Annotated in this window: 23 protein-coding genes and 1 pseudogene; 13 read left to right on the top strand and 11 right to left on the bottom strand. The window is 73.4% G+C overall.

All coding sequences use genetic code 11. The annotated features are described in order from the left end of the window. Nucleotides 1–117 precede the first annotated feature (117 nt). The gene (locus tag BJF86_RS01565) at nt 118–783 is read right to left on the bottom strand and encodes a hypothetical protein (RefSeq protein ID WP_075816684.1); all 666 of its coding nucleotides are present in this window, start codon (nt 781–783) and stop codon (nt 118–120) included. A gap of 476 nt (nt 784–1,259) precedes the next feature. On the opposite strand from BJF86_RS01565, the gene BJF86_RS01560 reads away from it, so the two are divergent. The 6 genes from BJF86_RS01560 to BJF86_RS01535 are packed head-to-tail and all read left to right on the top strand — an operon-like array spanning nt 1,260 to nt 7,059. Then, nucleotides 1,260–4,247 (top strand): DUF4040 family protein, encoded by a 2,988-nt coding sequence (locus tag BJF86_RS01560; protein ID WP_075816683.1) that lies wholly within the window; start codon nt 1,260–1,262, stop codon nt 4,245–4,247. Further along, a complete protein-coding gene (locus BJF86_RS01555; RefSeq protein WP_022925416.1) occupies nt 4,244–4,576 on the top strand; it encodes a sodium:proton antiporter in 333 nt (110 codons plus the stop codon). The genes BJF86_RS01560 and BJF86_RS01555 overlap by 4 nt, the downstream gene beginning before the upstream one ends. Before the next feature lie 2 nt (nt 4,577–4,578). Further along, nucleotides 4,579–6,090 (top strand): proton-conducting transporter membrane subunit, encoded by a 1,512-nt coding sequence (locus BJF86_RS01550; protein WP_075812207.1) that lies wholly within the window; start codon nt 4,579–4,581, stop codon nt 6,088–6,090. Further along, complete coding sequence (locus BJF86_RS01545) at nt 6,087–6,467, top strand: Na+/H+ antiporter subunit E (protein ID WP_075816682.1); 381 nt, start codon at nt 6,087–6,089, stop codon at nt 6,465–6,467. The genes BJF86_RS01550 and BJF86_RS01545 overlap by 4 nt, the downstream gene beginning before the upstream one ends. Beyond that, nucleotides 6,464–6,724, top strand: a complete 261-nt coding sequence (locus BJF86_RS01540) for a monovalent cation/H+ antiporter complex subunit F (protein ID WP_075812205.1) — start codon at nt 6,464–6,466, stop codon at nt 6,722–6,724. Before BJF86_RS01545 ends, BJF86_RS01540 begins: the two co-directional genes overlap by 4 nt. Beyond that, entirely contained in the window at nt 6,721–7,059 is a 339-nt protein-coding gene (locus BJF86_RS01535) for a cation:proton antiporter (RefSeq protein ID WP_022925412.1), read from the top strand. Before BJF86_RS01540 ends, BJF86_RS01535 begins: the two co-directional genes overlap by 4 nt. Before the next feature lie 54 nt (nt 7,060–7,113). Here BJF86_RS01535 and BJF86_RS01530 read toward each other — a convergent pair whose 3' ends face one another. The 6 genes from BJF86_RS01530 to BJF86_RS01505 all read right to left on the bottom strand — a co-directional run bounded on the left by BJF86_RS01530 (nt 7,114) and on the right by BJF86_RS01505 (nt 14,883). Next, complete coding sequence (locus tag BJF86_RS01530) at nt 7,114–7,677, bottom strand: DUF5063 domain-containing protein (RefSeq protein WP_075812134.1); 564 nt, start codon at nt 7,675–7,677, stop codon at nt 7,114–7,116. A 93-nt stretch (nt 7,678–7,770) separates the two neighbouring features. Next, complete coding sequence (recR, locus tag BJF86_RS01525) at nt 7,771–8,391, bottom strand: recombination mediator RecR (protein WP_022925410.1); 621 nt, start codon at nt 8,389–8,391, stop codon at nt 7,771–7,773. A gap of 77 nt (nt 8,392–8,468) precedes the next feature. Further along, entirely contained in the window at nt 8,469–9,143 is a 675-nt protein-coding gene (locus BJF86_RS01520) for a lysophospholipid acyltransferase family protein (RefSeq protein WP_022925409.1), read from the bottom strand. Nucleotides 9,144–9,156: 13 nt separating this feature from the next. Next, nucleotides 9,157–11,526: a DNA polymerase III subunit gamma and tau gene (locus BJF86_RS01515; protein ID WP_075816681.1), complete on the bottom strand. Its 2,370-nt coding sequence runs from the start codon at nt 11,524–11,526 to the stop codon at nt 9,157–9,159. An 11-nt stretch (nt 11,527–11,537) separates the two neighbouring features. Next, entirely contained in the window at nt 11,538–13,784 is a 2,247-nt protein-coding gene (locus tag BJF86_RS01510; protein WP_075816680.1) for a HelD family protein, read from the bottom strand. Between the two features lie 82 nt (nt 13,785–13,866). Further along, entirely contained in the window at nt 13,867–14,883 is a 1,017-nt protein-coding gene (locus tag BJF86_RS01505; RefSeq protein WP_158068341.1) for a helix-turn-helix transcriptional regulator, read from the bottom strand. Nucleotides 14,884–15,203: 320 nt separating this feature from the next. Here BJF86_RS01505 and purD point away from each other — a divergent pair. The 4 genes and pseudogenes from purD (at nt 15,204) to BJF86_RS01485 (ending at nt 22,266) form a co-directional block, all read left to right on the top strand. Then, nucleotides 15,204–16,504, top strand: a pseudogene (purD, locus tag BJF86_RS01500) (phosphoribosylamine--glycine ligase). A gap of 1 nt (nt 16,505) precedes the next feature. Beyond that, the gene (locus tag BJF86_RS01495; protein WP_075816678.1) at nt 16,506–17,459 is read left to right on the top strand and encodes a phosphoribosylaminoimidazolesuccinocarboxamide synthase; all 954 of its coding nucleotides are present in this window, start codon (nt 16,506–16,508) and stop codon (nt 17,457–17,459) included. 30 nt (nt 17,460–17,489) lie between these two features. Further along, the gene (purL, locus tag BJF86_RS01490) at nt 17,490–21,578 is read left to right on the top strand and encodes a phosphoribosylformylglycinamidine synthase (RefSeq protein ID WP_075816677.1); all 4,089 of its coding nucleotides are present in this window, start codon (nt 17,490–17,492) and stop codon (nt 21,576–21,578) included. Nucleotides 21,579–21,639: 61 nt separating this feature from the next. Beyond that, a complete protein-coding gene (locus tag BJF86_RS01485; protein ID WP_075816676.1) occupies nt 21,640–22,266 on the top strand; it encodes an alpha/beta fold hydrolase in 627 nt (208 codons plus the stop codon). A gap of 124 nt (nt 22,267–22,390) precedes the next feature. Here BJF86_RS01485 and BJF86_RS17240 read toward each other — a convergent pair whose 3' ends face one another. Next, nucleotides 22,391–22,822 carry a VOC family protein gene (locus BJF86_RS17240; protein ID WP_075816675.1) on the bottom strand — a complete coding sequence of 144 codons (432 nt, stop codon included), beginning with the start codon at nt 22,820–22,822 and terminating at the stop codon, nt 22,391–22,393. Further along, entirely contained in the window at nt 22,819–23,172 is a 354-nt protein-coding gene (locus BJF86_RS01475; protein WP_075816674.1) for a helix-turn-helix transcriptional regulator, read from the bottom strand. The genes BJF86_RS17240 and BJF86_RS01475 overlap by 4 nt, the downstream gene beginning before the upstream one ends. A gap of 58 nt (nt 23,173–23,230) precedes the next feature. On the opposite strand from BJF86_RS01475, the gene BJF86_RS01470 reads away from it, so the two are divergent. Genes BJF86_RS01470 through BJF86_RS01460 form a run of 3 tightly spaced genes read left to right on the top strand, consistent with a single transcriptional unit; the run spans nt 23,231 to nt 25,579 of the window. Continuing rightward, entirely contained in the window at nt 23,231–23,749 is a 519-nt protein-coding gene (locus BJF86_RS01470) for a pyridoxamine 5'-phosphate oxidase family protein (protein ID WP_075816673.1), read from the top strand. A gap of 1 nt (nt 23,750) precedes the next feature. Next, nucleotides 23,751–24,512 carry a YdeI/OmpD-associated family protein gene (locus tag BJF86_RS01465; RefSeq protein WP_187345578.1) on the top strand — a complete coding sequence of 254 codons (762 nt, stop codon included), beginning with the start codon at nt 23,751–23,753 and terminating at the stop codon, nt 24,510–24,512. Continuing rightward, nucleotides 24,509–25,579 carry a winged helix DNA-binding domain-containing protein gene (locus BJF86_RS01460; protein ID WP_083652629.1) on the top strand — a complete coding sequence of 357 codons (1,071 nt, stop codon included), beginning with the start codon at nt 24,509–24,511 and terminating at the stop codon, nt 25,577–25,579. Before BJF86_RS01465 ends, BJF86_RS01460 begins: the two co-directional genes overlap by 4 nt. Before the next feature lie 21 nt (nt 25,580–25,600). Here BJF86_RS01460 and BJF86_RS01455 read toward each other — a convergent pair whose 3' ends face one another. Beyond that, the gene (locus BJF86_RS01455; RefSeq protein ID WP_075816672.1) at nt 25,601–26,245 is read right to left on the bottom strand and encodes a maleylpyruvate isomerase family mycothiol-dependent enzyme; all 645 of its coding nucleotides are present in this window, start codon (nt 26,243–26,245) and stop codon (nt 25,601–25,603) included. 107 nt (nt 26,246–26,352) lie between these two features. Next, the gene (locus BJF86_RS01450) at nt 26,353–26,817 is read right to left on the bottom strand and encodes an SRPBCC family protein (protein ID WP_075812105.1); all 465 of its coding nucleotides are present in this window, start codon (nt 26,815–26,817) and stop codon (nt 26,353–26,355) included. Nucleotides 26,818–26,859 lie beyond the last annotated feature (42 nt).

Raw genomic sequence — 26,859 nt, 5'->3', positions numbered from 1 at the left:
TCGCGCGCTCACGCAACTCGTCGCTGTACTTCCTCGGTGCAGGCATGACTCCACTCTCCCGTAGAGATCAAGACCCTCCACCAAACCCGGGGCGGTTCACGTGGACCACCCCGGTTCTCAGGTCCAGGTCGGCGCGGCCCAGCTCGGCCATCTCCCCGAACCGCAGCCCGCACCAGGCACCGAGCAGGACCAGGGCCTGGTACCGGTCGGGCATGTGCGCCACGAGGACGGTGAGCTGGTCCAGGGTGGCTGGTTCGACCCGGCGGGCCCGGGTGGTGGTCCCGGCGCGCGGACCCGGCAGGGGTTCGCGGCCAGGATCTCATCGGCCACCGCGGTGGCCAGGATCGAGCGCAGCAGGGCGTAGGCGTGGGCGCGCTGGGTGGGGCGGTGCGGGTCCAGGCCGGCGTGCCAGCCCCGCACCACGGCCGGGGTGATGTCCCGCAACGCCACCTGCTCGAACTCGGGCAGCAGGAACCGTTCCAGCAGCCGTTGGTAGAGGGCGCGGGTGCGGGGCTTGACGTCGCGCTGGGACAACCAGGCTCCCGCGTATGGGCCGAACGCCTCGGCGGTGCGGGCAACCTTCGCCCGGCGCGAACGGGTCGGGGACCAGGTGTCCTCCTGGATCAGGCGCCGCTCGTGCGCCAGCCACGCCTCAGCGTCGGCCCGCGTCTGGAACGTGGAGGGGGCCCGGTGGAAGTCCTGGTCCGGGCCCATGTAGAACGCCTGGTACCGCCCGCCCGACCGGCGCCGGATCGTCCCGAAGTCACGCTTGGTGCGCGTCATGGCCCCTCCCCCGGCGCTGGGTCGTGGAACCGGCCACGCTTGGGCATAACAGGAGTCATCTCGTGTCCACTCGTGTCCACCATGACGGCGCCCGCTCACGCCCGGCCCGGAGCGTGTCGCCCATCCGGCGCGGGTACCGGGCGCAACTAGGCGAGCGCGACCTTGGGCATAACTGGGGCATAACTAGTGTCATCTCGTGTCCTCTTGTGCCCGAACCTTTCACGCGCTACTGACCTTCCATCGCAGGTCAGGCACTTACGACGCAGGTCAGGCAGTCGGTGACCGTGGCGGAGTGATCTTTTCAAATCCTGTCACCCCGACCAGCAGAGACCGACCCAGACCGGACCACCCGGTCGGGGTCGGTCTTTCTCGTGCCTGCTCTCCCGCGGCCCTCCGAGGGGTTGGTAGATTGCTCCCATGATCCGCCCGGTCGACCGATGCCTCGCTGGCACCGGCCTGTCCAGGGCGGGTCGGCGATGAGCCTGCTCTGGACGTTGGTCATCTCCGCGGTGACCGTCGTCGCGACCTTCCCGCTCACCCGCCTCCTGGGTCGGCACGCCGGGTGGCCGATCGCCGCTCTCTACCTCGCTGCCGCCGGGGCATACTGGCCCGCCGCCACAGAGGTCATGCACCACGGCACCGTGGCGTGGTCGATGCCGTGGGTGCCCACCCTCGGCCTCGAGCTCTCGCTGCGCGCGGACGGACTGGGCACCGTCTTCACCTTCATCGCGCTGGTCATCGGCGCAATCGTGCTGGCCTACTCCACGGCATACCTCAAGCCGGGGCGCAACCTCACCTTCTACTTCTACATGGCGATGTTCACCGTCTCCATGGTCGGGCTGGTGCTGGCGGACGACCTGATCCTGCTGTTCCTGTGCTGGGAGCTCACCAGCCTCGCCAGCTTCTTCCTCATCGCGCGCTCGGGGTATGCCGGTGAGGCGGCCTCGATGCGCACCCTGCTCATCACCTTCCTGGGCGGGTTGGGGCTGCTCGCCGCGGTGACCGCCATCATCGTGCGCACCGGCACGACCACGCTGTCCGAGGCGCTGGCGCACGAGGTGTGGGACACCAGCCCCGGCTTCACCGCGACCGTGGCGCTCCTGGTCATCCTCGCGGCCTTCACCAAGTCGGCGCAGTTCCCCTTCCACGTGTGGCTGCCCGACGCCATGGCCGCCGCGACCCCGGTCAGCGCCTACCTGCACGCCGCCGCGGTCGTCAAGGCCGGGATTTTCCTGCTCATGCGCTTCTCCCCGGCCTTCCACGACGTGCTGGTGTGGAACGTCCTGCTCGTCGTCACCGGCCTGGTGACCTGCGCCATCGGCGGCTGGTTCGCGCTGCAGAAGACCGACCTCAAGAAGCTCATGGCCTACTCCACGGTCAGCCAGCTGGGTCTCATCGTGGCCACCATCGGCATCGGCACGGAGTACGCCCTCGCCGCCGCGATCCTGCACGTCATCGCGCACGCGCTCTTCAAGTCCGGGCTGTTCATGATGGTCGGGGTCGTGGACCACGCGGCCGGCACCCGCGACGTGCGGCGGATGCCGGTGCTCTCCTCCGCCATGCCGGTCGCCTTCTGGGTCACCGTGCTCGGGTGCGCGTCGATGGCCGGGGTGCCGCCGATGCTCGGCTTCGTCTCCAAGGAGAGCATCCTCACCGCGATGCTGGACTCCCCCTTCGGCACCGTGGCCTCGTGGGCCGCCTTCCTGGGCGTCGCCCTGACCGCGGTGCTGACCTTCGCCTACTGCGCCAAGATCGTCTTCAACGGCTTCTACGACGGCCGTGGCGCGGCCAAGTGGCCCGAGGACCGGCCGCTGCACACGACCCCCTGGGCACTGGGCACCTTCGCCGCCATCCCGATCGTCGTGGGCCTGCCGCTCGCCTTCGTCGTGGGCATCCTCGACACCCCGGTCGGCCGCGCGACCGCCGCGATGCTGCCCGCCGACGCCGAGGAGCCGCACCCGCACCTCGCGCTCTGGCACGGGCTCAACCTGGAGCTCTTCACCACGCTGGCGATCATCGCCGTCGGCGTCCTCATCATCCTGCGGCGCCGCTTCTTCTTCCCGGCCCGGGAGCACGACACCTTCTCCTTCGACGGCGCCGACGTCATCAAGGTCATCAACGACACGGCCGCGGACGTCGGGCAGTCGCTGGCGATGCTGGTGCGGGCGGACAACCCGACCCGGCACGTGGCGGTCCAGTTCATCGCGCTCGGCGCGCTGGTCCTCGGCGGGGTGACGGTGCTCGTCTCCGGCGACCACCTCCTGCCGGTCCAGGAGGGCCTGGTGAGCCCGGTGGACGTCGTCGTGCTCGTGGTCATCGCCCTGGCCGTCGGCGTCCTGTGCCGCGCCAACTCCCGGCTGGCCGCCGTGGTGGCGCTGTCCACCGTCGGCGTCGCGGTGACGGTGCAGATCTTCGCGCTCGGCGCGCCCGACGTCGGCATGACCCAGCTGCTCGTCGAGGCCCTCACGGTCCTCATGATCATGCTCGTGCTGCAGCGGCTCCCGCAGACCTTCGGCCGCGGGCCGCGCTGGGGCAACAAGATGGCGCTGCTGCTCGCCGCGATCGGGGGGCTCTCGGCCGGCGTGGCCACCTGGGCGCTCACCGGGCGCCGGGACCGCAGCGACATCGCCCTCTACTACCTGGAGGAGGGCCCGGTCGAGACCGGCGGCGACAACGTCGTCAACACCATCCTCGTGGAGTTCCGGGCGCTGGACACCTTCGGCGAGCTCACCGTCCTGGGGATGGCCGCGGTCGCCATGGTCGCGATCGTCTCCACCGTCCGCGACAAGTACCTCGACCCGCCCCCGGAGGCCGACCGCAACCACGTGCCGCTGCCGGAGGTGCCGCTGCGCGAGCGCGGCTCGACGGCCTACCGCGCCGTCACCGAGGCCTGGGGCAACGCGGTGCCCCTGCAGCTGCTCGTGCGCGTCACGGCCCCGCTGCTGGCGATCATCTCGGCGATCCTCTTCCTGCGCGGGCACAACGCCCCCGGCGGTGGGTTCATCGCCGCCCTGGTCGGCTCCTCGATCGTCGCGCTGATCTACCTCTCCACCTCCCGCGACCGGATGATCGGCCCGCCGCGGCTCCCGCTGCGCCTCGTGGCGATCGGCGTGCTCATCGCGGTGGCGACCGGGCTGCTCGGGCTGGTCGGGCACGTGTCCTTCCTCGAGCCGCTGCACACCTACATCGGCAGCTACAAGCTCATCTCGCCGATGGCCTTCGACCTCGGTGTCTACCTCGCGGTGCTCGGCCTGGTCATGGAGGCCTTCAACCTGCTCGGCGCGACCGGCGGCCGCGAGGGCACTCGCGAGCGTGCCGACGAGTCGGTGGAGGGCGAGATCAGCGGGCCGATGGACACCTCCCGCGGCGAGCGGTATGCCGAGACGCGCCTGGGCATACCCAACCGCGCCTCGAGGTACCTGCAGCAGGACCTGCCGCCGCGCAGGGGAGGTGATCGCCCGTGATCCTGCCCATCACGATCGGCATCCTCACCGCCGGCGCGATCTACCTCATGCTGCAGCGCGGCATGGTACGGATCATCTTCGGCCTGTCGCTGCTGGCGCACGCCGCCAACCTGCTCATCCTGTCCGCCGGTGTCACCGCCTGGCGGGGGGAGCCGCTGCCCGGCCGCGCCGGCGTCGAGGACGCCGGTGACCCGTTGCCGCAGGCCTTCGTGCTGACCGCCATCGTCATCGCGCTCGCCGTCACCGTGCTCATGCTCGCCATGGCCGTCATCGGGCACAACGACGACACCAAGCGGATGCCGGAGACCGGGGAGGCGCGCCGCCGATGATCATGACCGCCGCCCTCCTGCCGCTGCTCGCCGCGATCCCGATCGCGGCGGCCGCGGCCACCGTGCTCTGGCGCAACCCGGTCTGGCAGCGTGCCTGGCTGCTGGGCATACCCGTGCTCACCGGGCTGGCCGGGCTCGACCTGCTCGGCCAGCACCGGGACACCCCGGTGCTGGCCGAGAACGTCGGCGCCTTCGTGCCCGGGGTGGCGATCCCCTTCGTCTCGGACACCTTCAGCGCGCTCATGATCCTGGTGACCTCGTTCACCGTGCTCATGTGCCTGGTCTTCATGGTCATCACCCGCGAGGACCGCTACCGGCTGCTCACGCCGCTGGTACTGATGCTGATCGGTGGCGTCAACGGCGCCTTCCTCACCGGCGACCTGTTCAACCTCTTCGTCTTCGTCGAGGTCATGCTGCTGCCGAGCTACGCGCTCATCGCGATCACCGGCACGTGGCGGCGGCTCGGGGTGGGCCGGACCTTCGTCGTCGTCAACCTGCTGACCAGCACGATCCTGCTCATCGGGGTCGGCCTGGTCTACGCCACCGCCGAGACCGTCAACCTCGCGCTGCTCGTGGGCGCCGGCACCGACCCGCGCACCGCGCTGAGCTCGGGGGTGGTGCTGCTCGCGCTGGCGATCAAGGCCGCGCTCGTGCCGATGCACACCTGGTTGCCGCGCAGCTACCCCGCCACCTCGGCCGCGGTCATGGGGCTCTTCTCGGCGCTGCACACCAAGGTCGCGCTCTACGCGCTGTTCCGGATCACCTCCACGCTCTACGAGGGACGGCCGCCGTGGGCGCTGGTCCTGGCCGTCCTCGTCGGTCTCTCGATCGTCATCGCGTCCTACAGCACCTTGGGCGAGCGGGTCATGCGCCGGGCGCTGTCCTGGCAGCTGGTGGCCAGCACCGGTCACGCACTGCTGGGCCTGCTCCTCTTCACGCAGTTCTCACTCGGCGCCGGCATCTTCTACACGGTCCACAGCATCGTGACCATGGGGGCGCTGATCCTCGGTGCCGGGGCGATCGAGCAGGTCTACGGCTCGGGGCGCTACGAGCGGCTGTCCGGGATCATCCGGCGAGACCGCATGCTCACGATCGGGTATGCCCTCGCGCTCATGTCGATCGTCGGGCTGCCGCCCAGCGCGGGCTTCTTCGCCAAGGTCGTCCTGGTGCAGGCGTCGGCGCAGGCCGGCGGCGCCTGGCAGGCGGTCTTCGTCACGCTGATCTGCATCGGGGCGCTGGGATCCCTCGTGGCGATGCAGCGGTTGTGGGTCGGCGTCTTCTGGGGCCCGGACATGGAGGACTACCTCCCCGACTCCCCCGAGACGGGGCGCGGCCCGAAGACGAAGCTCACCGACGACGTGCGGGTCACTCCCCGGCTCATGGCACCGATGGCCGTGCTCGTGGTAACCCAGCTGGCGATGTTCGTCCTCGCCGGGCCGCTGATGGAGATCACGACGCGGGCCGCGACCGGCCTGGTGGACCTCGCCCCCTACGTCGAGGCGGTGCTCGGATGATCGTCAACCCGCTGCGGGTCGTCGTCTACGGCGGCTGGCTCGCGTCCGAGGTGATCCGCGGCGCGCTGCGGATCGGCGTCGACGTGGTGACGCCGGGGCTGCGCATGTCCCCGGCCATCGTCGCGCTGCCGCTGCACTGCGAGACCGACCTGGAGATCAGCACCATGGCCTCCTCCATCACCATCACGCCGGGGACCATCACCGTCGGCATCGCCCCCCGGACGGGAGACTCCCCGCCGACGCTCTACGTGCACGCGCTCTACGGCACCGACCGCGAGGAGGTCGTCACCGAGCTGCGCGGCATGGAGCGTCGGCTGCTGACCGTGACTCGCGGGCCCCGCCGCAGCGAGCGCACGATGGAGGTGGAGCCCTCGTGAGCCTCATCGTCTGGACGACTGTCGGCATCCTGCTGCTCGCGGCGGTGCTGGGGCTGGTCCGGGTCATGACCGCCCGCGACGACGCCTCGGTCGCGGCGGTCAGCGACCTGGTCTACTTCTGCGCGGTCGGGATCTTCCTCATGATCGGCATGGCCTCGGGGTCGGTCGTCCTGCTCGACGTCGCCTCGTTGGCGGCACTGGTCGGCATCCTCGCGACCGTCTCCCTGGCCCGCATCCTCACCAGGGGGCAGCGATGAACGTCGTCCTGCTCGTGGTCGTCGGCGTGCTGTGCATCGGCGGCGCGCTCTTCGTGCTGACCAGCGCGCTGGCGATGCTGCGGGCCCGCGACGGGCTGTCCCGGATCAACGTGCTCTCCGGCGCGACCGGCATGGGCATCCCGTGGATGGTGACCGGCGTCTACGTCCACCACGTCTGGACCCACGGCTTCGACGTCGTCGACCTGATCAAGCTCCTGGTGGCGATCGCCGGCTTCATCATCATGAGCTCGGTGGCCTCCAACGCGCTCGGCCGCGCCGCCTACCGCTCGGGCGCCCCGCTCGACCCGGCGACCGAGCCCAACGACCTCGCCTGAGGGTGCGCACCGCTGGCTCGGCCCACGTCCCGGCCGAGCGTCGTCCGTGGTTGCTCAGACGCCGCCGTGCAGCGCCGCGAGCTCGGCCTCCATGACCTGCTCGTCGTCCGCGTCCAGGCGCACGTGCGCGAGCAGCGTGTGCAGGACCCGCAGCGCGGACGCCGCCCGCTCCCCCCAGGAGGACAGGTAGCTGAACTGCCACCACCACATCGCCTCGGTGGGTCGGCCCGCCACGAAGTGCTCACGCCCGTGCGCCAGGTCCGCCGCCACGGCGACCAGGTCGTCGGTCAGCGACCCACGGGTGACCTCGCCGGTGAGCACCGGGTCCTCCAGGTCGCAGTAGTCGTCCAGCCCGCCGAGCAGGTCGTGCAGCTGCTCCCGGATGCGCTCCAGGTCGGCGTCCGGGCCCGCGTCCGGCTCGAAGCGTTCGCGCGGCACCACGTCGACCAGGGCACCCAGTCGGGCGCCGGCGGAGCAGAGCTGTCCCACGCTGAGCAGCAGCAACGGCAGCACCGTCCCGGCCTCGTCGCCGGAGGCGACCGTCTCCAGGCTGGTGAAGTAGGCCTCCACCTCGGCGTGCATGTCCTGCGCCGGCTGCGTCCAGTCCTCGTCGACCATGCACCCACCCTAGGGGTAGATGACCGCGGACCTCAGGACCAGAATCCACTCGACCTGCGCCGCCCCGTGCGCAGGCCCGGCGGCAGTGCTGGCTCAGCCCGCGGTCGAGGTGGGCGCGGAGATCATCCGGCGGCCCTCGAAGGCGCGGCCGAGGGTGACCTCGTCGGCATACTCCAGGTCGCCGCCCACCGGCAGCCCGGAGGCGAGCCGGCTGACCCTCACTCCCTCGTAGGGCTTGAGCAGCCGGGCGATGTAGGTGGCCGTGGCCTCCCCCTCGAGGTTGGGGTCGGTGGCGATGATGACCTCGGCGACCTCGCCGTCGGCCAGGCGCGCGACCAGCTCACGGACGCGCAGGTCCTCCGGCCCGACCCCGCCGATCGGGTTGATGGCCCCGCCGAGCACGTGGTAGCGGCCCCGGAACTCGCGGGTCCGCTCGATCGCCGCGACGTCCTGGCTCTGCTCCACGACGCAGATCATGCTCGGGTCACGCCGGTCGTCGAGGCAGATGCGGCACCGCTGCGCCTCGGCGACGTTGCCGCAGATCTCGCAGAAGCGGACCTTCTCCCGGATCTGCAGCAGCGCCTCGGCGAGCCGGGTGATGTCCTCCGGGTCAGCCGCCAGCAGGTGGAAGGCGATGCGCTGAGCACCCTTGGGACCGACGCCGGGCAGCCGGCCGAGCTCGTCGATCAGGTCCTGGACCACGCCTTCATACACAGCACGCCACTGTATGCCGTGCCACCGACACCCGTGCCCACGGCACGCCCGCCGCCCTGGCCGCCGTCGGGACGCGCTCAGGCGGGCAGGTCGCCGGAGCGCTGGGCGTACTCCCCGGCCCACTCCTGCCCGGACATGGCCAGGATGCGCTGCATGACCTCGTCGGTCAGCTCGCGCCGGGCGCGTCCCTGCGGCACGCCGTCGAAGCGCCCGGCGACCTCGATCGGGGTGCCGAACTCGACGCGCACCTTCGCCCGACGGGGGAGCCGGGAGCCGACCGGCTGGATGTCCTGCGTGCCCTGGAGCGCCACCGGCACGATCGGGCAACCTGCCTCGAGCGCCAGCCAGGCCACCCCCGTCTTGCCGCGGTAGAGGCGGCCGTCGCGCGACCGGGTGCCCTCGGGGTAGATGCCGAAGGCGCCCCCCTCGCGCAGGTGCGTCAGGGCCAGGTCCAGCGACTTCTGGGCGGCGCGGGTGTCGTCGCGGTCCACGGGGATCGAGCCGACGCCGGTGAACCACTCGCGGCTGATCCAGCCGCGCACGCCGGTCCCCGTGAAGTACTCCGACTTGGCCAGGAAGGCCACCTGCCGCGGCGAGGTGAGCGGGATGACCACGCTGTCGATGAAGGAGCGGTGGTTGCTCGCGAGGATCACCGGGCCCTGCATCGGGACGTGCTCCCGGCCGACCACCTCGGGCCGCCAGATCGCGGTGGCCAACGGCGTCACCACGGGGTGCAGCAGCTCGTAGATCATGGCCGGCTCGTCCTCACGCCACGGGGTCGTCGTTGATGGCGATGACAGTACCGCCCAGCACGCTCTCCACCACCGGCTGGCCCACGGCCCCGGAGGTCGCCAGGTCCTCGTCGTCGTCGCTCGGCGCATCCCCACCGGGTGCCCGGTCGCGTGCGGACGTCGGTTGGTCACGAGCGCCGAGGGTCGAGCGATCGGGGCCCGAGGAGTCGGGCCCGGAGGGATCAGGCCCGGAGAGCTCGGGAGCCGTGTCGTCGTCCGCGCCCGCCCGCTCGCCCGGGCCCGGCGACCCGCCGGTGGCCCAGTCAGGTGCCCCCTGCGTCCCGCGGGCCTGCTGCGACCACTCGGGCTGGTCGGCGGCCTGCGGACGGCCCCCTCCGGCGCCCAGCTGCTCGGCCAGAGCGGCGTCACCGGTCGACGCCTCTCCCGGTGACGCGGGAGGTCGGCCACCACGACCCCGGACCGGCGCCGCCCCGCTGTCCGACCGCTGGGTCGGGGTGGAGGACCGGTCGGCACGGGTGCGGATCCGGCCGCGCATGGGGGTGTCGGGTATGCCCTGGGGCACCGCCTCGGCGCTCGGGGCACCGCCGAGGTGTCCGGGGGTGGGTGCAGCGCCGTGCTCCGCCTCGCCGGCCCCGACCTCGTCCTCCGGCCCGTGGGGCGGTTCCTCGGGCGGAGGTCCCTCGTCCCCGGCCACGGTCGGCGACGCGACCTCCGGTGCGGCCTCGGGTGCGGGCTCCGCGCCGCCCCCCTCGCGCCCCTCGCGCCCCGCAGCGGGGCCACGGTCACCAGCGGGCCCGCTGCCCGGGCCTCCGGGACCGCTCGGGGGTCCGTCGCCCCCACCGAGCACGGTCGCCTCGATCCTCGTGTCGAGCGCCAGCGCGTCGAGCACGCCCTGCCGCAGCGCCTCCTCGTGGGAGGTGCCCATGAAGTGCCGGATCCAGCGCTCGTCCGGCATCCCGACGAGCAGCCGCTGCCCGTCGTAGTCGACGACCTGCATGGAGTCCAGCGCGCCGGCGGTGCGCCGGCTGATCTGCCGGACCGCCGCGATGATCTCGGGCCACTGCCGGCGCAGGGCCGCGGTGTCGAGGTGCCCGGGCTGCTGGGTCTCCGCCGGTCGCGGGGCCTGCGCAGGCCGCTCGCCGCGGTGGGAGCCGCCGGCGCCCCCGGAACGGTCCGGGCCCGGGACAGCACCCTCGGGCCGGGCGGGACCCGGCGCATCGCCCCCGGCGCCGAGCCGCCGCTCGATCCGCTCCAGCCGGGTGCCGTAGCCGTCCTCGCCCTGGGCGGCCGGCAGCAGCAGCCGGGCGGCGAGCAGCTCCAGCATGAGGCGGTAGGACACCGCGCCGGTCATCTCCGACAGGCCGCGGCTCACCAGGTCTGCCGCGCGCGAGAGCGCGGCCGTGCCGTGGGCCTGCGCCTGTCGCCGCATCCGCTCGACCTGGTCCTCGGGCAGCCCCGGGAGCAGGCCGCCGGAGCGCTCGCCCACCGCCGCCAGCACGATGAGGTCGCGGTAGCGCTCCAGCAGGTCCTCGACGAAACGTCGCGGGTCGTGCCCCGACTCCATGACCCGGTCGATCTGCCCGAAGACGGTCGCGGCGTCACCGGCAGCCACCGCCTCGACCACCGCGTCGAGCAGCTCCACGTCGGTGAAACCCAGCAGCGCGGCGGTCCGCTCGTAGGTGAGACCGCCCTCGCCGGCCCCGGAGATCAGCTGGTCCAGCACCGAGAGCGAGTCGCGCACCGACCCGCCGCCGGCGCGGGTGACGAAGGACAGCACCCCCGGCTCCAGCTCGACGCCCTCGGCCCGGCACAGCTGCTCGAGGTAGGCCGTCAGCCGTTGCGGCGGGACGAGGTGGAAGGGGTAGTGGTGGGTCCGGGAGCGGATGGTCGCCAGGACCTTCTCCGGCTCGGTGGTCGCGAAGATGAACTTCACGTGCGGCGGTGGCTCCTCGACGATCTTGAGCAGCGAGTTGAAGCCCTCCCGGCTCACCATGTGTGCCTCGTCGATGATGTAGATCTTGTAGCGCGCCGCCGCCGGGCCGAAGGCGGCCCGCTCGCGCAGCTCCCGGGTGTCGTCGACCCTCCCGTGGCTGGCCGCGTCGATCTCGATGACGTCGACCGAGCCGGCGCCGTCGCGCGCCAGCGCCACGCAGGACTCGCACTTCCCGCACGGCTCCGGGGTCGGCCCCTGCTCGCAGTTGAGGCACCGGGCGAGGATGCGGGCGCTGGTGGTCTTGCCGCAGCCTCGCGGCCCGGAGAAGAGGTAGGCGTGGTTGACCCGCTCCGCGCGCAGCGCCTGCATCAACGGCTCGGTGACGTGCTCCTGCCCGATGACGTCGGAGAAGGTCTCGGGCCGGTAGCGGCGGTAGAGGGCGGTGCTCACGACACCTGACCCTAACGGCCCCCACCGACGCCGGGGGCGGCCTCGTCCACAGGACGCAGGATGGCGCTGCGGTGCGCGGCACGGGTGAGCACGACGTAGAGCGCGCGGACCCCACCGGGGGACTCGGCGACGATGCCGTCCGGGTCCACCACCACCGTGGCGTCGTACTCCAGCCCCTTGGTGGACAGCGGGTCGACGAGCACGACCTGCTCGCCCGTCACCACCGGCTCCAGCCCTCCGTGCCAGGACCACGGGGCGATGACGGCGATCTGTCCCGGCACCTCGTCGCGCAGCTCGCGCACCGCCTCCGCGACGGCCCCGGGGATCGCGGCCGTCGGCAGTGAGAGCTCCTGCGGCTCGTGCCCGGTCTCGCGGACGGCCCGCGGGATGTCCGCCTCGGGGACGTGCTCGGTGATGACCCGGGCGGCCAGGTCGAAGATCTCCCGCGCGTTGCGGTAGTTGGTGTCCATGTGGAAGGCCTGCCGCGGCGCGGTGCCGAAGGCCTCCTCCCGCGCCTGGCCGGCCTCGCGCAGGTCGTCCCAGGAGGCCTGGGCCAGGTCACCGACGACCGTCCACGACGCCCACCGGCCGCGCCGGCCGAGCATCCGCCACTGCATCGGGGAGAGGTCCTGCGCCTCGTCCACCAGGACGTGGGCATACTCCTCGGCCTCCGCGGGGCGCCCGGCGAGCAACCGCTCCCGAGGGTCGGCCGACACCCGCGACCCCGCCCCGCCGCCGGACACGGCGGCGACGGACTCGCCGTCCGCGCCCACGCGCAGCGCGGAGACGCCGTACTGCGAGGCGTCGTCGAGCTCCTCGATCTCGAAGAACCCGCGGTCCTCGCTCGGCAGCTCGACCGGAGGGCCCAGCCGCGCGGCCAGGTCGTCGACGAGCGCCACGTCCGCGACGCTCCAGGTGCCGAGCTGCAGCGCCTCGCGGTAGGACGCCGCCAGGCCCGCGGCCTGCTGCGGCGACACGCCCCCGAGCCGCCCGACCAGCTCGTCGTCGGCGAGCCACAAGAGCATCTCGCGGGGGTCCACCGGTGCCCACCACTGCCGCATGAAGGCCTCGACGTCGCCGGAGTCGGTGAACCGGTCGACGAAGTCCTCCCGCTCCCCCTGGTCGACCTGTGCCCATGCCAGCTGGGCCAGCGCCTCGACGGCGGCGTCGTGACCGGCGTTGCGGTGGTGGTGCCGCAGCACCTGCGCGCGGGCGCGGTCCAGCGCCGGGGCGTCGAGCCGGATCGCGTGCCCGCCGACGAAGGTCCGCAGCTGGGTGGGCGCACCGGGGATGGGCTCGCGCACGAGGCGCGCCAGCAGCCGACGGATCCGCAGGCTGCCCTTGGTCGCCGCGACGTCGGGCGGGTCGAGCCGGGTGGCCGTGATCCCCGCCAGCACATCGCCCAGCGAGCGGAGCACGACCGAGTCCTCGCCGAGCGAGGGCAGGACCCGCTCGATGTATGCCGTGTAGGCCGCGGACGGTCCGACGACCAGCACACCGCCTCCCTCGAAGCGGCGCCGGTCGGAGTAGAGCAGGTAGGCGGCCCGGTGCAGGGCGACCACCGTCTTGCCGGTGCCGGGCCCACCGGTGATCTCGGTGACGCCACGGGCCGGGGCCCGGATCGCCTCGTCCTGGTGCTGCTGGATGGTCGCGACGATGTCGCGCATCCGCGAGCCGCGGCTGCGGGTCAGGGCGGCCATCAGGGCACCGTCGCCGACCACGACGACGTCGTCCGGCGGGTCGGCGACCATGAGGTCGTCCTCCACCCCGACCACCTGCTCGCCGCGGCACCGGAGCACCCGGCGGCGGAGCACGCCCTGCGGGTCGACCGGCGTGGCGCGGTAGAAGGGTGCGGCGGCCGGCGCACGCCAGTCCACGACCAGCGGCTCGTAGTCGTCGTCGCGGACGCCGAGGCGCCCGACGTAGCGGACCTCCCGGGTCGAGCCGTGCTCGTCGGCCACCTCGTGCTCCAGGTCGAGCCGGCCGAAGACCAGCCCCTCGTGCTGGTGCTCCAGCGAGGCCCGGCGCTTGCTCGCGGAGTAGACCAGCGCGTCCCGCTCGAACAGCCCCGCCAGCTCCTCCTCCCTCGGGTCCCCCGTCCCCCGACGGTCGGTCTGCCCCCGCGACATCCCCTCGGCGTGCACGAGCTCGACCCGCGCGGCTGCCTTGCCCAGCTCGTCGTAGACCCGGTCCACGTGCGCCTGCTCCGCGGCGATCTGCGCCGCGACCTCGCGGTCGGTCGACACCACGTCCGTCATCCGCCCACCTCATATCCGGTGCGTAGGCCCCGGGGCGGTCACGTCCGCCCCCGCAAAGACCGCAGTCTATCCCGCGGGTCCCTCAGACCCAGCCACGCCGCACGGCCTGCGCCCCCGCGTGGAAGCGGGTCGCGGCCCCGAGGTGCTCCATGATGTAGCGGACCCGGCGCTCCACCGTCCGCACCGAGATCCCGCGGCGGCGGGCGATCACCTGGTCCGAGGCGCCGCTGGCCAGCAGCGCGAGGATGGCCTGGTCCCGCTCGTCCAGCGGCGCCGAGGAGCCCCCGACCTCCTTGCGCTCGGCGGCCTCCTGCATCGGCCGCATCGGGGCGGCCAGGGTCCAGGTCCGCTCGATGAGGTTGGCCACGGCGGCCACGGGCGCCGCCAGCCGCGCCTCGAAGGACCCCACGCCGTCCGGCTCGAACCGGCTGATGTCGATGAGCGTCGCGTCGCTGTCGCACACCACCGCGCTCACCGGCACCCCGTTGCCGGTCCGCACCGCGGCACCCTCGCGCAGCGCGGCCTCCATGACGGCGACCGCGCTCGGCAGCTCCAGCAGCGAGGTGTCGAGGATCAGCCGTCGGTCGACCCCCTGGCGGACCGACAGCAAGGAGGGGTCCTCGGCGGCCCGCGCGAGCAGGGTGCGGCTCGCGACCGACCCGTCCACGGCCCACCACAGCCGGTCCGTGGTCGCGATGTGCATGGCGGTGATGCGGCCGATGATGTCGTCGACCCCGCCCAGCAGGTCCATCCCCGGCAACCGTTCGGCCGTGGCGTCCAGCGTCGACCGACGCCACGCACGCTCCAGCTCGCCGGCGGTCGCCCGGGCCAGCCGCAGCCGGTGCTCGGTCACCTCGGCGTGCCGGGCGACCGCCTCCCGGGGCGGGATGACCACCCAGGTGTCGGGGTCGTCACCGGCGCGCAGGAAGCCGCGCGCCTCCAGCTCCGCCGTGGCGTCGTCGATCTCGGCGTCGGTCAGTCCCTCGCCGCGGAAGAGTTCGCGCGTCGGGATGCCGAAGCGGACCGCGCGACGGAACACCCCGATGACGAACTCCTCGTAGGCCGAGCCGTGCAGCCGGGCGGGTGCAGAGGCATCCATGGCACCCATCATGACGGATCTCCGTCAATGGCAGCCCCCGACACGTCTGGGCGTGACATCGCCCCCGCGATATGTCACTGTGGAGCATGTCGGCTTCGGTCGACAGCAGGGAAGTGCGAGTCGCACGGGCAGCCCCCCATCAGTCCGTGCAGACCCTGCCCTGCAGGTGGTCCCCTGGGAGATACCCCCCCTGCCTCTCAGGGGACCACCCCTGTCACCCCGCCGTGCGGCCCGGTCCCGGTCGGTCACCGTCGGCGGCGCGCACACCCCGTCCGACCGGTGGCCCCGGCCCCCGGACCCGCCCACTAGGCTGACATCCCGTGGTGGTCCTCGTCCTCGGCTCCGGTGCGCGCGAGCACGCGCTGGTCCGCTCCCTGACCCTCGATCGCTCGGTCGACCGCGTCGTGGCGCTGCCCGGCAACCCGGGGATCGCCGACCTCGCCGGCTGTCTCCCCGGCGATCCGGCGGACCCCACCGCCGTCGTCGACGCGGCACGCTCCGAGGGTGCCGACCTCGTGGTCGTCGGTCCCGAGCGCCGCTGGTCGCCGGTGTCGCCGACGCACTCCGGGAGTCGGGCATACCGTGCTTCGGACCATCGGCGCAGGCTGCTGCGCTCGAAGGGAGCAAGGCCTTCGCCAAGGAGGTCATGGCTGCGGCCGGCGTGCCGACCGCGGCCGCCCACGTCTGCACCACCGTGAACGAGGTGGAGCGCGCGCTGGACGCGACCGGCTCGCCCTACGTCGTCAAGGAGGACGGCCTGGCCGCCGGCAAGGGCGTCGTCGTGACGACCGACCGGGCACGGGCGAGGGAGCACGCCACCGCCTGCCTGGAGCGCGCGGACGCCGTCGTCGTCGAGGACTTCCTCGACGGTCCGGAGGTGTCGCTCTTCTGCCTCAGCGACGGTCGGACCGTCGTCGCGCTGGAGCCGGCCCAGGACTTCAAGCGGGTCGGTGCGGGGGACACCGGACCCAACACCGGGGGGATGGGGGCCTACTCGCCGCTCACCTGGGCACCGACCGACCTCGTCCCGCAGGTCCTGGACACCGTCGCCCGCCCCACGGTCGCGGAGATGGCGCGGCGGGGCACCCCCTTCGTCGGGGTGCTCTACGTCGGTCTCGCGCTCACCGCGGACGGGCCGCGCGTCGTTGAGTTCAACGCGCGCTTCGGGGACCCCGAGACGCAGGTGGTGCTCGCCCGGTTGCGGACCCCGCTCGGCGTGGTGCTCCGGTCGGCGGCGGAGGGTGAGCTGTCCGGGTTGCCCGAGCTGGAGTGGTCGCCGCGCACGAGCGTCAACGTCGTGGTCGCGGCCGAGCACTACCCCGGCACGCCTGCGACGGGCGACACGATCGGCGGGATCGAGCAGGCCGAGCAGGTCGAGGACGTGCACGTGCTGCACGCCGGAACCCGCCGAGAGACGTCGACGGGCGACCAGCCCGGCGGGCTCGTCTCGTCCGGGGGCCGGGTGCTCAGCGTCGTCAGCCTGGCCGACGACCTGCCCGGGGCCCGCTCGCGCGCCTACGAGGCCGCCGGCCGGATCACGTTGCGCGGCAGTCATACCCGACCTGACATCGGGCTCGCCGCCGAGCGGGGCGAGGTCGTCGTCCCCGGGCAGGAGGCCTGAGGTGACGCGGTCGCTCGAGGGGCACGAGCTGCTCTACTCCGGCAAGGTGCGCGAGCTGTATGCACCGCTGCACGCCGACGGCACCGTCGACGAGTCCCGGCTGCTGCTGGTGGCCTCGGACCGGGTCAGCGCCTACGACCACGTCCTCGACACCCCGATCCCGGACAAGGGCGCGGTCCTGACCCAGCTCTCGCTCTGGTGGTTCGACCAGCTCGCCGACCTCGCCCCGCACCACGTGGTGTCGACCGAGGTGCCGGACGAGGTCGCCGGGCGCGCGGTCTACGTGCGGCGCCTGACGATGCTGCCGGTCGAGTGCGTCGCCCGGGCCTACCTCACCGGTGGGGGTCTGGCGGAGTATGCCGCGACCGGCACCGTGTCGGGTGTCGAGCTGCCCCCGGGCCTGGTCGACGGGTCACGCCTGCCGGAGCCGGTCTTCACCCCGAGCACCAAGGCGCCGGTCGGCGAGCACGACGAGCCGATCAGCGTGGAGCGGGTCGCCGCGCTGGTGGGCCCGCGGCTGGCCGCGCGGGTGCGTGACCTGACGGTGGACATCCTCGACCGGGGCAACGCGATCGCCGCCGACCGGGGCATCCTCATCGCCGACACCAAGGTCGAGTTCGGCGTGGACCCGGCCGACGTGCCGCAGGGTGCCGGCGGTGCGCCGGCGTGGGACGAGGTGGACGCCGACGCCGTGCAGGTCGTCCTCGCCGACGAGGTGCTCACCCCGGACTCCTCCCGCTTCTGGCGCGCCGACGACTGGACGCCGGGCCGGACCCAGACGTCCTACGACAAGCAGGTCCTGCGCGACTGGCTGACCTCGCCGGCCAGCGGGTGGGACCGCGGGGGCGACACCGCTCCCCCTGCGCTGCCCGAGTCCGTCGTGGAGCTCACCCGGGCCCGCTACGTCGAGGCCTACGAGGCCCTCACCGGGCACCCCTTCACCCCCACCCGCTGACCCCGCCGACCCCTCCGGAGCCGCACCGCCATGGCCGACCACGTCCTCACCGTCCTGCCGGGCGGGTCCGCCCTCTCCGACTTCCGCGCCGCCGCCCTGCTGGCCCGGCTGCGGCGGGTCGCCCCGCAGGTCACCTCGGTCGCCGCCCGCCACCTGCACGTCGTCGCCACCGACCAGGAACCGGGCACCGAGGAGCTCGCCGACCTGCGCGCGATCCTTTCCTACGGCGACCCGTGGCCGGGCGAGGAGGACGACGAAGACCGCGGGGACGAGGCCGGCGCCGCGGGAGGGCATACCGCGCGGGTGGTCGTCTCCCCCCGGCTGGGCACCATCTCGCCGTGGTCGAGCAAGGCCACCGACATCCTGCTCAACTGCGGCCTCGACGTGCAGCGGGTGGAGCGGGTGACCGAGCTCCGGCTCGAGGTCGGCGGCGGACCGCTCGACGAGGCCACCTGGATCGCGTGCGCCGACCTGCTGCACGACCGCATGACCGAGTCGGCGCTCCCCGGGCGGGACGCCCTGACGCTGCTCTTCGCCGACCGGGTCGCCGAGCCGATGGAGCGGGTGGACGTCCTCGGGCGCGGACGAGGCGCGCTGGAGGAGGCCGACGCGCGCTACGGGCTGGCGCTCTCGCCGGACGAGATCGACTACCTCGTCGAGGCCTTCACCGCGCTGCGCCGCAACCCGACCGACGTCGAGCTGACGATGTTCGCCCAGGCCAACTCCGAGCACTGCCGGCACAAGATCTTCAACGCCGACTTCGTCATCGACGGCGAGGCACAGGGGCAGAGCCTGTTCGCGATGATCCGGCACACCGAGCAGGTGGCCGGCGCGGGCACGGTCGTGGCCTACAAGGACAACGCCTCGGTCATGGCGGGAGGCCGGACGCAGCGCTTCGCCCCCGGGGACGGGCGCACCGGCCCGAGCCGGTATGCCCTGCGCGAGGACGACGTGCACGTGCTCATGAAGGTGGAGACGCACAACCACCCCACCGCGATCTCGCCCTTCCCGGGCGCCGCGACCGGCGCGGGCGGAGAGATCCGTGACGAGGGCGCCACCGGCCGGGGCAGCGCACCCAAGGCCGGGCTCGTGGGCTTCGCGGTGTCGAACCTGCGGCTGCCGGGCACGGACGAGCCGTGGGAGAGCGTTGGCGGGGCGAGCGGGCCCGACCACCTCGCGAGCCCGCTGGAGATCATGGTCGAGGCACCGCTGGGAGCGGCGGCCTTCAACAACGAGTTCGGCCGCCCAGGCCTCGGCGGGTTCTTCCGCGTCTACGAGCAGACCGTCGACGGCGTGCGGCGCGGCTTCCACAAGCCGATCATGAGCGCGGGCGGGCTCGGGACGATCAGCGCCGACCAGGTGGAGAAGGTGCGCTTCCCCGCCGGCACGCTGCTCGTGCAGCTCGGCGGGCCGGGCATGCGGATCGGCATGGGTGGTGGCGCGGCCAGCTCGATGGCTGCGGGCGCCAACGCCGCCGACCTCGACTTCGACTCGGTGCAGCGCGGCAACCCCGAGATGGAGCGCCGTGCCCAGGAGGTCATCAACCACTGCTGGGCGCAGGGTGAGGACAACCCGGTGCTGGCGATCCACGACGTCGGCGCGGGCGGGCTGTCCAACGCCTTCCCCGAGCTCGTCGACGACGCCGGGCTGGGCGCCCGCTTCGACCTGGCGATGGTGCCGGTGGCCGAGTCCGGCCTCTCCCCCAAGGAGATCTGGTCCAACGAGAGCCAGGAGCGCTACGTCCTGGCGATCGCGCCGGGGTCGCTGGAGGAGTTCGCCGCGCTCTGCGCGCGCGAGCGCTGCCCGTATGCCGTCGTCGGCGTCGCGCAGGACGACGGCGAGCTGGTCGTCACCCAGGGCGAGGCAGATCCTGGCCGCGGCCCAACGGCGCCGAGTGGCCCGGTTGCGCCGGCCGTCGAGGGGGATCCCGGTGCCGGACCGGGCCACTCGGCGGGGTCCCAGGCTGATCACCCGGTCGACATGCCGATGGAGGTGCTGCTCGGCAAGCCGCCCCGGATGACCCGCGACGTGGCGCGGGTGGTGCGGCGCGGGGACGACGTCGACCTCTCCCTCGAGGGCGACGCGCTGCGGGACGCGGCGTATGCCGTGCTGCGGCACCCGAGCGTGGCCTCCAAGCGCTTCCTCGTGACCATCGGCGACCGCACCGTCGGCGGGCTGAGCCACCGGGATCAGATGGTGGGGCCGTGGCAGGTGCCGGTCGCGGACGTCGCCGTGACGCTGACCGACCTGGCGGGCCTGGCCGGGCAGGCGATGGCCACCGGAGAGCGGATGCCGCTGGCGGCGGTGGATGCCCCGGCCTCGGGACGGATGGCGGTCGGCGAGGCGATGACCAACCTGCTCGCGGCCCCGGTCACGCCGCTGGAGGCAGGCGCTCCTCTCTCCGGGGTCAAGCTCTCCTGCAACTGGATGGCCGCCTGCGGCGAGCCCGGTGAGGACGCCGCGCTCTACGACACCGTGCGCGCCGTCGCGCTGGAGCTGTGCCCGGCGCTGGGGGTCTCGGTGCCGGTCGGCAAGGACTCGTTGTCGATGCGCGCCCGGTGGACCGACGGGGACGGGCAGGAGCAGGCCGTCGTGTCGCCGGTGTCGCTCGTCGTCTCCGCCTTCGCCTCGCTGCCCGACGTCCGCGGCACCCTCACCCCGCAGCTGCACGAGGGCTCCGAGCTGCTGCTCGTCGATCTCGGTGGCGGCCGGGACCGGCTCGGCGGCTCGATCCTGGCGCAGGTGCGGGGCGGCTTCGGGGGCACCGTCCCGGACCTGGACGACCCGACGCGGATCACCGGGCTGGCCGCGGCGCTGACCGAGCTGCGGGCGCAGGGGCTGGTGACGGCCTACCACGACCGCTCCGACGGCGGGCTCTGGGCGACGCTGGTCGAGATGGCGATGGCCGGGGGTGTCGGTCTCGACATCGAGGTGCCCCACTCGGCCGACCCGACCGGTGACGGCACGGAGGACAAGCTGACGCCGGCCCTGGCCGCGCTCTTCGCCGAGGAGCTCGGCGTCGTCCTCGAGGTGCCGCAGGGGCGCCTGGAGGAGGCCGTCGCGGTGCTGCAGCCTCACGGCTTCCCCTCGGTCGTCAGCCTGGGGCAGGTCACCGGGGACCGGAGAGTGCGGGTCGCCGTCGGTCAGGCCATCACCCTGGACGAGCCGCTGCGCGACCTCGCGCAGGCCTGGGACGAGGTCTCCTGGCGGATCGCCGCGCTGCGCGACAACCCGGCCTGCGCCGACGAGGAGCACGCCGCGGTCGGCGGGGACGACCCCGGGCTGGTCATGAGCCCGAGCTTCGACCCGGCGCAGGACGTCAGCGCGCCCTACGTCTCGCGCGGCGCGCGGCCGCGGGTCGCGATTCTGCGCGAGCAGGGCGTCAACAGCCACGTCGAGACGGCCTTCGCCTTCGACCGAGCCGGGTTCGACACCTACGACGTGCACATGACCGACCTTCAGTCAGGGCGCTTCGACCTCGCCGACGTGGTCGGGCTCGTGGCCGCCGGCGGCTTTTCCTACGGCGACACCCTGGGTGCGGGCGAGGGCTGGGCGCGCTCCGTGCTCTTCGACCCGCGGCTCACCGACGCCTTCGACACCTTCGTCGCGCGGCCGGACACCTTCGGCCTCGGCATCTGCAACGGCTGCCAGATGTTCGCCGCGCTCGCCGGACACATCCCCGGTGCGCAGGCCTGGCCGCGCTTCGTGCGTAACGCCAGCGAGCAGTACGAGGCCCGGCTGTCCCAGGTGGAGGTCCTCGACGGCCCGTCGATCTTCTTCAGCGGTATGGCGGGGTCACGGCTGCCGGTGGCGGTGGCGCACGGCGAGGGGCGCGCCGACTTCTCCCGGCAGGGTGACCTCGACGCGGTCCGGGCCGGGCTGGCGGCCGTGCGCTACGTCGACGGCCACGGGGAGGTGGCGCGGGCATACCCCGCGAACCCGAACGGCTCCCCCGACGGCCTCACCGCGGTGACCACCCCGGACGGGCGATTCACCGCGATGATGCCGCACCCGGAGCGGGTGCAGCGCAACGCGCAGCTGTCGTGGACGACCGGGACGGTCGAGGAGCCGAGCCCGTGGCTGCGGATGTTCCGCAACGCCCGGGTCTGGGTGGGGTGAGGCGGCTGCCCGTCACGCGCGCGTGCCGATGAGACCGGGGCCCGGGGATGGTCGGAGTGGCATGAGGTTCATCCTGGTGCCCGGGGCGGGCGGACAGGCCTGGGACTGGCACCGTCTGGTCCCGCTGCTCGGCGACGCGGTGGCGGTCCAGCTCCCGGCCGGTGACGACACGGCCGGGCTGGGCGAGTATGCCGATGCGATCGTCGCCGCCGGCACCGACCCGGGGCCGGTCGTCGTGGTGGGTCACTCGATGGGCGGGCTGTCGGCACCGCTGGTGTGCGACCGGCTCGACGTGCGGCGGCTCGTGCTGCTCAACGCGATGATCCCGGCCCCGGGCGAGAGCGGCGGGCAGTGGTGGGAGGGCTCGGGGCACTCCCGCGTGGACATCGGGGAGCTGGACGAGGCCGAGCGGTACTTCCACGACCTGCCGCCGGCGCTGCGGGCCGAGGCGCTCGTCCGGCCGGAGCCGGAGCAGAGCGGGACGCCCTTCGCCGAGCCGTGGCCGCTCGCGTCGTGGCCGGAGGTCGAGACGCAGGTGCTTGCCGGCGCCGAGGACCGGCTGTTCCCGGTCGACTTCCAGCGGCGGCTGGCGCGCGAGCGGCTGGGCCTGGAGGTGCAGGTGGTGCCGGGCGGGCACATGGCCGCCCTGAGCAGGCCGGAGGAGCTCGCCGCCGCCCTGCTCAACTGACCGCGGTGGGTTCGTGTTGCCCTGGCAGCACATCCCCACCGCGGTGGCTCAGGGTCGCTGGGGTCACACATATCCACCGCGGTGGCTCAGGGTCGCCGGGGCAACGCATACCGACCGCGGTGGCTCAGGACTGCCGCGCCCACTCGTCCAGGGCCGCCTGCACGTCGGCGTCGCTCATCCTGACCTCGGTGCCCACGATCCACTCGTGCCCGAACGGGTCGCGGAAGCTCCCTGCCACGACCCGTACCGCTGGTCGTCGACCTCGAAGACCTGCTCCGCACCTCGCTCGAGCGCCCGCGCCATGATGGCGTCGGGGTCGTCGGTGAGGACGTCGAGGATCACGCCGGTCCCCGTCACCCGCCGGGGCGGGGTCGGCGTCGTCCGGGTCTTTGACCTGCACCTGTCCGCCATCAGGGAGCTCCAGGGCGGCGAAGACCACTGACTCCCCCATGGTGTGGCGGGTGAGCAGCCGCGCACCGAGCACCTCGGCGTAGAACGTCAGGGCGGCATCGGCGTCGCTGACGACGAGCTTGGGGGACACACGCATCTGGCTCATGGAACCCAGTCTGCCCCGTCATCGCCGTCGTCCGCTTGGAGGTTTCGGCGCTCCTGCGCGAGCCACACCGTCGGCGGGCAGCCGACCAGATCACGCCACTCCGCGTCGAGGTGGGCGAGGTCGGCATACCCCGTCATCTGCGCGACGTCGGAGAGGCTGCGCCCTCCGTCCGCCACCAGCCCCGCGGCATGCTCGAAGCGGGCGAGGCGGGCCAGGTGCTTCGGCCCGACCCCGAGCTCGGCGCGCACCACCGTCCGCAGCTGACGGGGGCTGAGGTGCACGTGGCGGGCGACCTCGCCGATGCGGACCCGACCGTGCCGGCACCGGATGAGACGGAGGGCGGCGACCACCTCCTGCCTCGGCGGCGGGCCGGCCCCGCCTGTCGGTGCTCGGCGCTACGGTCTCGTCATGAGCACCGCGCGGACCCCGCAGACCGAGCGCCCGACCTTCCCGGAGGGCTACGGCATCCCGGAGACCGCCGAGGGTCAGCTCGGCTGGGACGAGGTGGAGCCGCGGCTGCGGGAGGCGCAGCACTACTGGCTGGCCAGCGTGCGGCCCGACGGCCGACCGCACTCGGTGCCCCGCTGGGGAGTCTGGCTGGACGGGAGGTTCTGGTACGACGGCGCCCCGACGACGAGGCATACCCGCAACGTCGAGGCCAACCCGGCGGTCACGCTGACGCTGGAGAGCGGCACGGAGGTGGTCATCGTCGAGGGCGAGTCGCACGCCACCCGCGCGGCGGCCGACGGGTTGGGCGCGCGGCTGGCGCAGGCCTTCGAGAAGTATGCCGACTCCGGCTACTCCCCCGGGCCGGACTCCTGGTCGGGCGAGGACGGCGGTGGTCTGCGCGTCATCACCCCGCACCGGGCGCTCGCGTGGTTCTCCTTCCCGACCGACTGCACCCGCTTCACGTTCGGCGGCGACTGAGGTGGGCTGGCGCGAGGGTGGCAGCCCGGACCGGCCGGCGGTCTTCTTCGACGGCCCGGAGGACTTCCGCACCTGGCTGGAGGAGCACCACGAGAGCGCCGACGAGCTCTGGATGGGCCTGCACAAGAGGCACGTCGAGCCGCGCGGCCTCACCTGGGCCGAGGCGGTGCCGCAGGCCCTGTGCTTCGGCTGGATCGACTCGGTCAGCCAACGGATCGACGACGACGCGCGGCGCCAGCGGTGGACCCCGCGCCGTCGGGGCAGCATCTGGAGCGCGGTCAACGTCGCCCACGTGGAGCGGCTGACCGCCGAAGGGCTCATGCGTCCGGCCGGGATCGCCGCCTACGAGGCGCGGACGCCCGAGCGCACCGCGATCTACTCCTTCGAGCGGGACGACCGGCACCTCACCCCGGAGCAGGAGCAGGTGCTGCGCGCGGACCCGGCCGCGCTGGCCTTCTGGGAGGCCGCCACGCCCAGCTACCGCAAGCAGGTCGCCACCTGGGTGACGGGCGCCAAGCGGGAGGCCACCCGCACCTCCCGGCTGCAGCAGCTGGTCGCGGACAGCGCGGCCGGTCGGCTCGTGCGGCCGCAGCGCTACGGCGACCCACCGGCGTGGCTGGCGCGCGCGGCACAGGCGGCGGCCGAGGCCGCCGGGCGGGCCGGCTCCGGGGCTACGGGAGCCAGCGCGGACGACACATGGGACAGCCCCGACGACGGGCCCGTGGGCGGCGATGACGGGCAGCCGCCGGGCACGGGGTCATGAGGGCCGACCGCTGGTCCCTGGCCGACGTGGCCCGGATGCGGCTGCTCTCGCAGCGGCTGGTCGACCCGCTGGCCTCGCCCACCGAGGTGGTGCGGCACCTGACCTGCACCCAGGGCCAGGACTACCCCGGCTCGTCGGTGTCGATCGCCCTGCGCACCACGTCCCGCCGGCTCCAGGACGTCCGCGACGCCTACGACTCGGGCACGATCGTGCGCAGCTGGCCGATGCGCGGCACGCTCTTCGTCGTGCCGGCCGAGGATCTCGGCTGGATGCTCGGGCTCACCTCGGAGCGGGTCCAGCGCGAGACGACCCGCCGCCGCGAGCAGCTCGGGCTCGACGAGGGCGTGCTCGACCGGGCCGAGTCGGTGGCGCTGGAGGCGCTGCGTGGCGGGGGCCTCACCCGGGCCGAGCTGCTGCGCGCCTGGGAGGCGGCCGGTCACGAGACCGACGGCGGTCGCGGCTACCACTCGATCTTCCACCTGGCTCTGCGCGGCCTGCTCTGCCAGGGACCGACCACCGGCACGGAGCAACGACTCGTGCTCACGCAGGAGTGGATCTCCACGGCGCGCCCCCTCGAGGGCGAGGAGGCGGTGCTCGAGTGGTTCACCCGGTATGCCCGCAGCCACGGCCCGGTCCCGGTCGCCGACTTCCTGTGGTGGACCAAGCTGCTGCAGCGGGACGTCGCCCCGGTGCTGGACGCCGCGCGCGACACGCTCGAGGTGCTGCTGGTCGACGGGGTGGAGCACTGGGTGGACCCCGCGGTCGTGCAGCGCTACGGCCAGCAGCGGCGCCGCACCTCGGCCCACCTCCTGCTCCCGGGCTTCGACGAGCTGGTCCTCGGCTACGGCGACCGCCGGGCGGTGCTCACCCACGACGAGGAGGCGCAGGTCGTCCCCGGCGGCAACGGCGTCTTCCGCGGCACCGTGGTGCGTGCGGGCCGCGCGGTCGGCACCTGGAAGCGGCCCCGCCGGGCCGGCGACGTCGTCGACGTCACGCCCTTCGGCGCGGGCCTGCCCGGCCCGGTCGAGCGCGCCCTCCCCCGCCTCACCGCCGCCCTGCCCACCTGAGCCCGGGGCATACCTCTCCGGTCAGCTCAACCGGTCCGCGAGGATCGACACGCCCGGTCCCGACAGGTCGGGCAGGTAGGCCGCTCGTCCCGCCATGACCATGACGAGCGCCAGGGTCGAGCCGCGCACGAGCGGACCGTCACCGGCGGCGAAGGTGGTGTCGGTGGCCTCGAGCCGCAGACCCGTGGCGAGGGTCCGGCTGGGCACCGTGAAGTCGCGGCCGGCGAAGAACTCCGCCACCTGCGCGGCACGCCCCGGGTCGGGCTCGCTCGTGAGACCGAGCGGCTCGCGGATGTCCTGGCCGTGGACGATCACCTCACCGAGCCAGGCGGGGGTGTGGCCGGAGGCGGCGGTGGTGCTGGTCACGACCGCCCGGAACCCTGCCAGCGTGTCCTGCGCGGACGCCCCGAGGTGCTCGGCGAGGCGTCGCTGGTTGTGCAGGTCGAAGTCGAAGCGTGCGCCGAGCACGCTGACCAGCCAGCGCACCCTGCCGACGCTGGCCGCCGCGGTGAGGTGGGCCACCACCTCGCGCACGCTCCAGCGGCCGCACAGGCTGGGCGTCTCCCACTGCTCCGGCGCCAGGGTGGCGAGGTCGTCGGCGAGCGCCGCACGCTCGGCGTGCACCGCGGCCCACAGCTCCGTCGTCGTCCAGCTGGTCACAGGCATACCTCGTCTCGTCCCGGGTCGTCGGTGGTCGGACCCGACCGGTGCGCTGAACTCATCGGGACAGACCGTGCGGTCGGTCGACGCACGTCGTGCGGCCGGTCGGGGTGTCAGGCGTGCTCGGCGTCCTGCTCCTCCCGCAGCACGAGCCGCAGCCGCTCCAGATCACGGCGCATGGCGCGCTTCATACCCAGGGTCACCGCACCGGAGGCCAGCGTGGTCATCGCCGTGGGTCGACCGGCGTTGCGCAGGCTCATCCCGGTGCGCGGACGCCCCTCGACCTCCTCCTCGTCCCACCAGGTGTAGGTGGTCTCCATCGGGAAGGGTCCGTCGTCGGTACGCATCACCAGGCGCTCGTCCGGCACGAGGTCGACGATCTCGTAGGTGTAGGCGAGCCGCCGACCGAGGAAGCGGGCGACGAAGTCGACCCGAGCACCTTCCTGGAGCACCGGGTCGCCCTCCCACTGCACGGACCGGATGTTGGCGTACCAGCGCATCGCCTGGTCCGGGTCGCCGGCGACGGCCGCCACGAGGGTGCGCGGCGCGTCGAAGGTGGTGGCGACCGTCACATCCATGGCCACAGGGTATTCCGTTGCGCCCGAGAGCGTCGCCGGTGC

The organism is Serinicoccus sp. CNJ-927, assembly GCF_001942435.1.
Lineage (GTDB): Bacteria > Actinomycetota > Actinomycetes > Actinomycetales > Dermatophilaceae > Ornithinicoccus > Ornithinicoccus marinus.
This window is presented reverse-complemented; position numbering and strand designations above follow the sequence as displayed.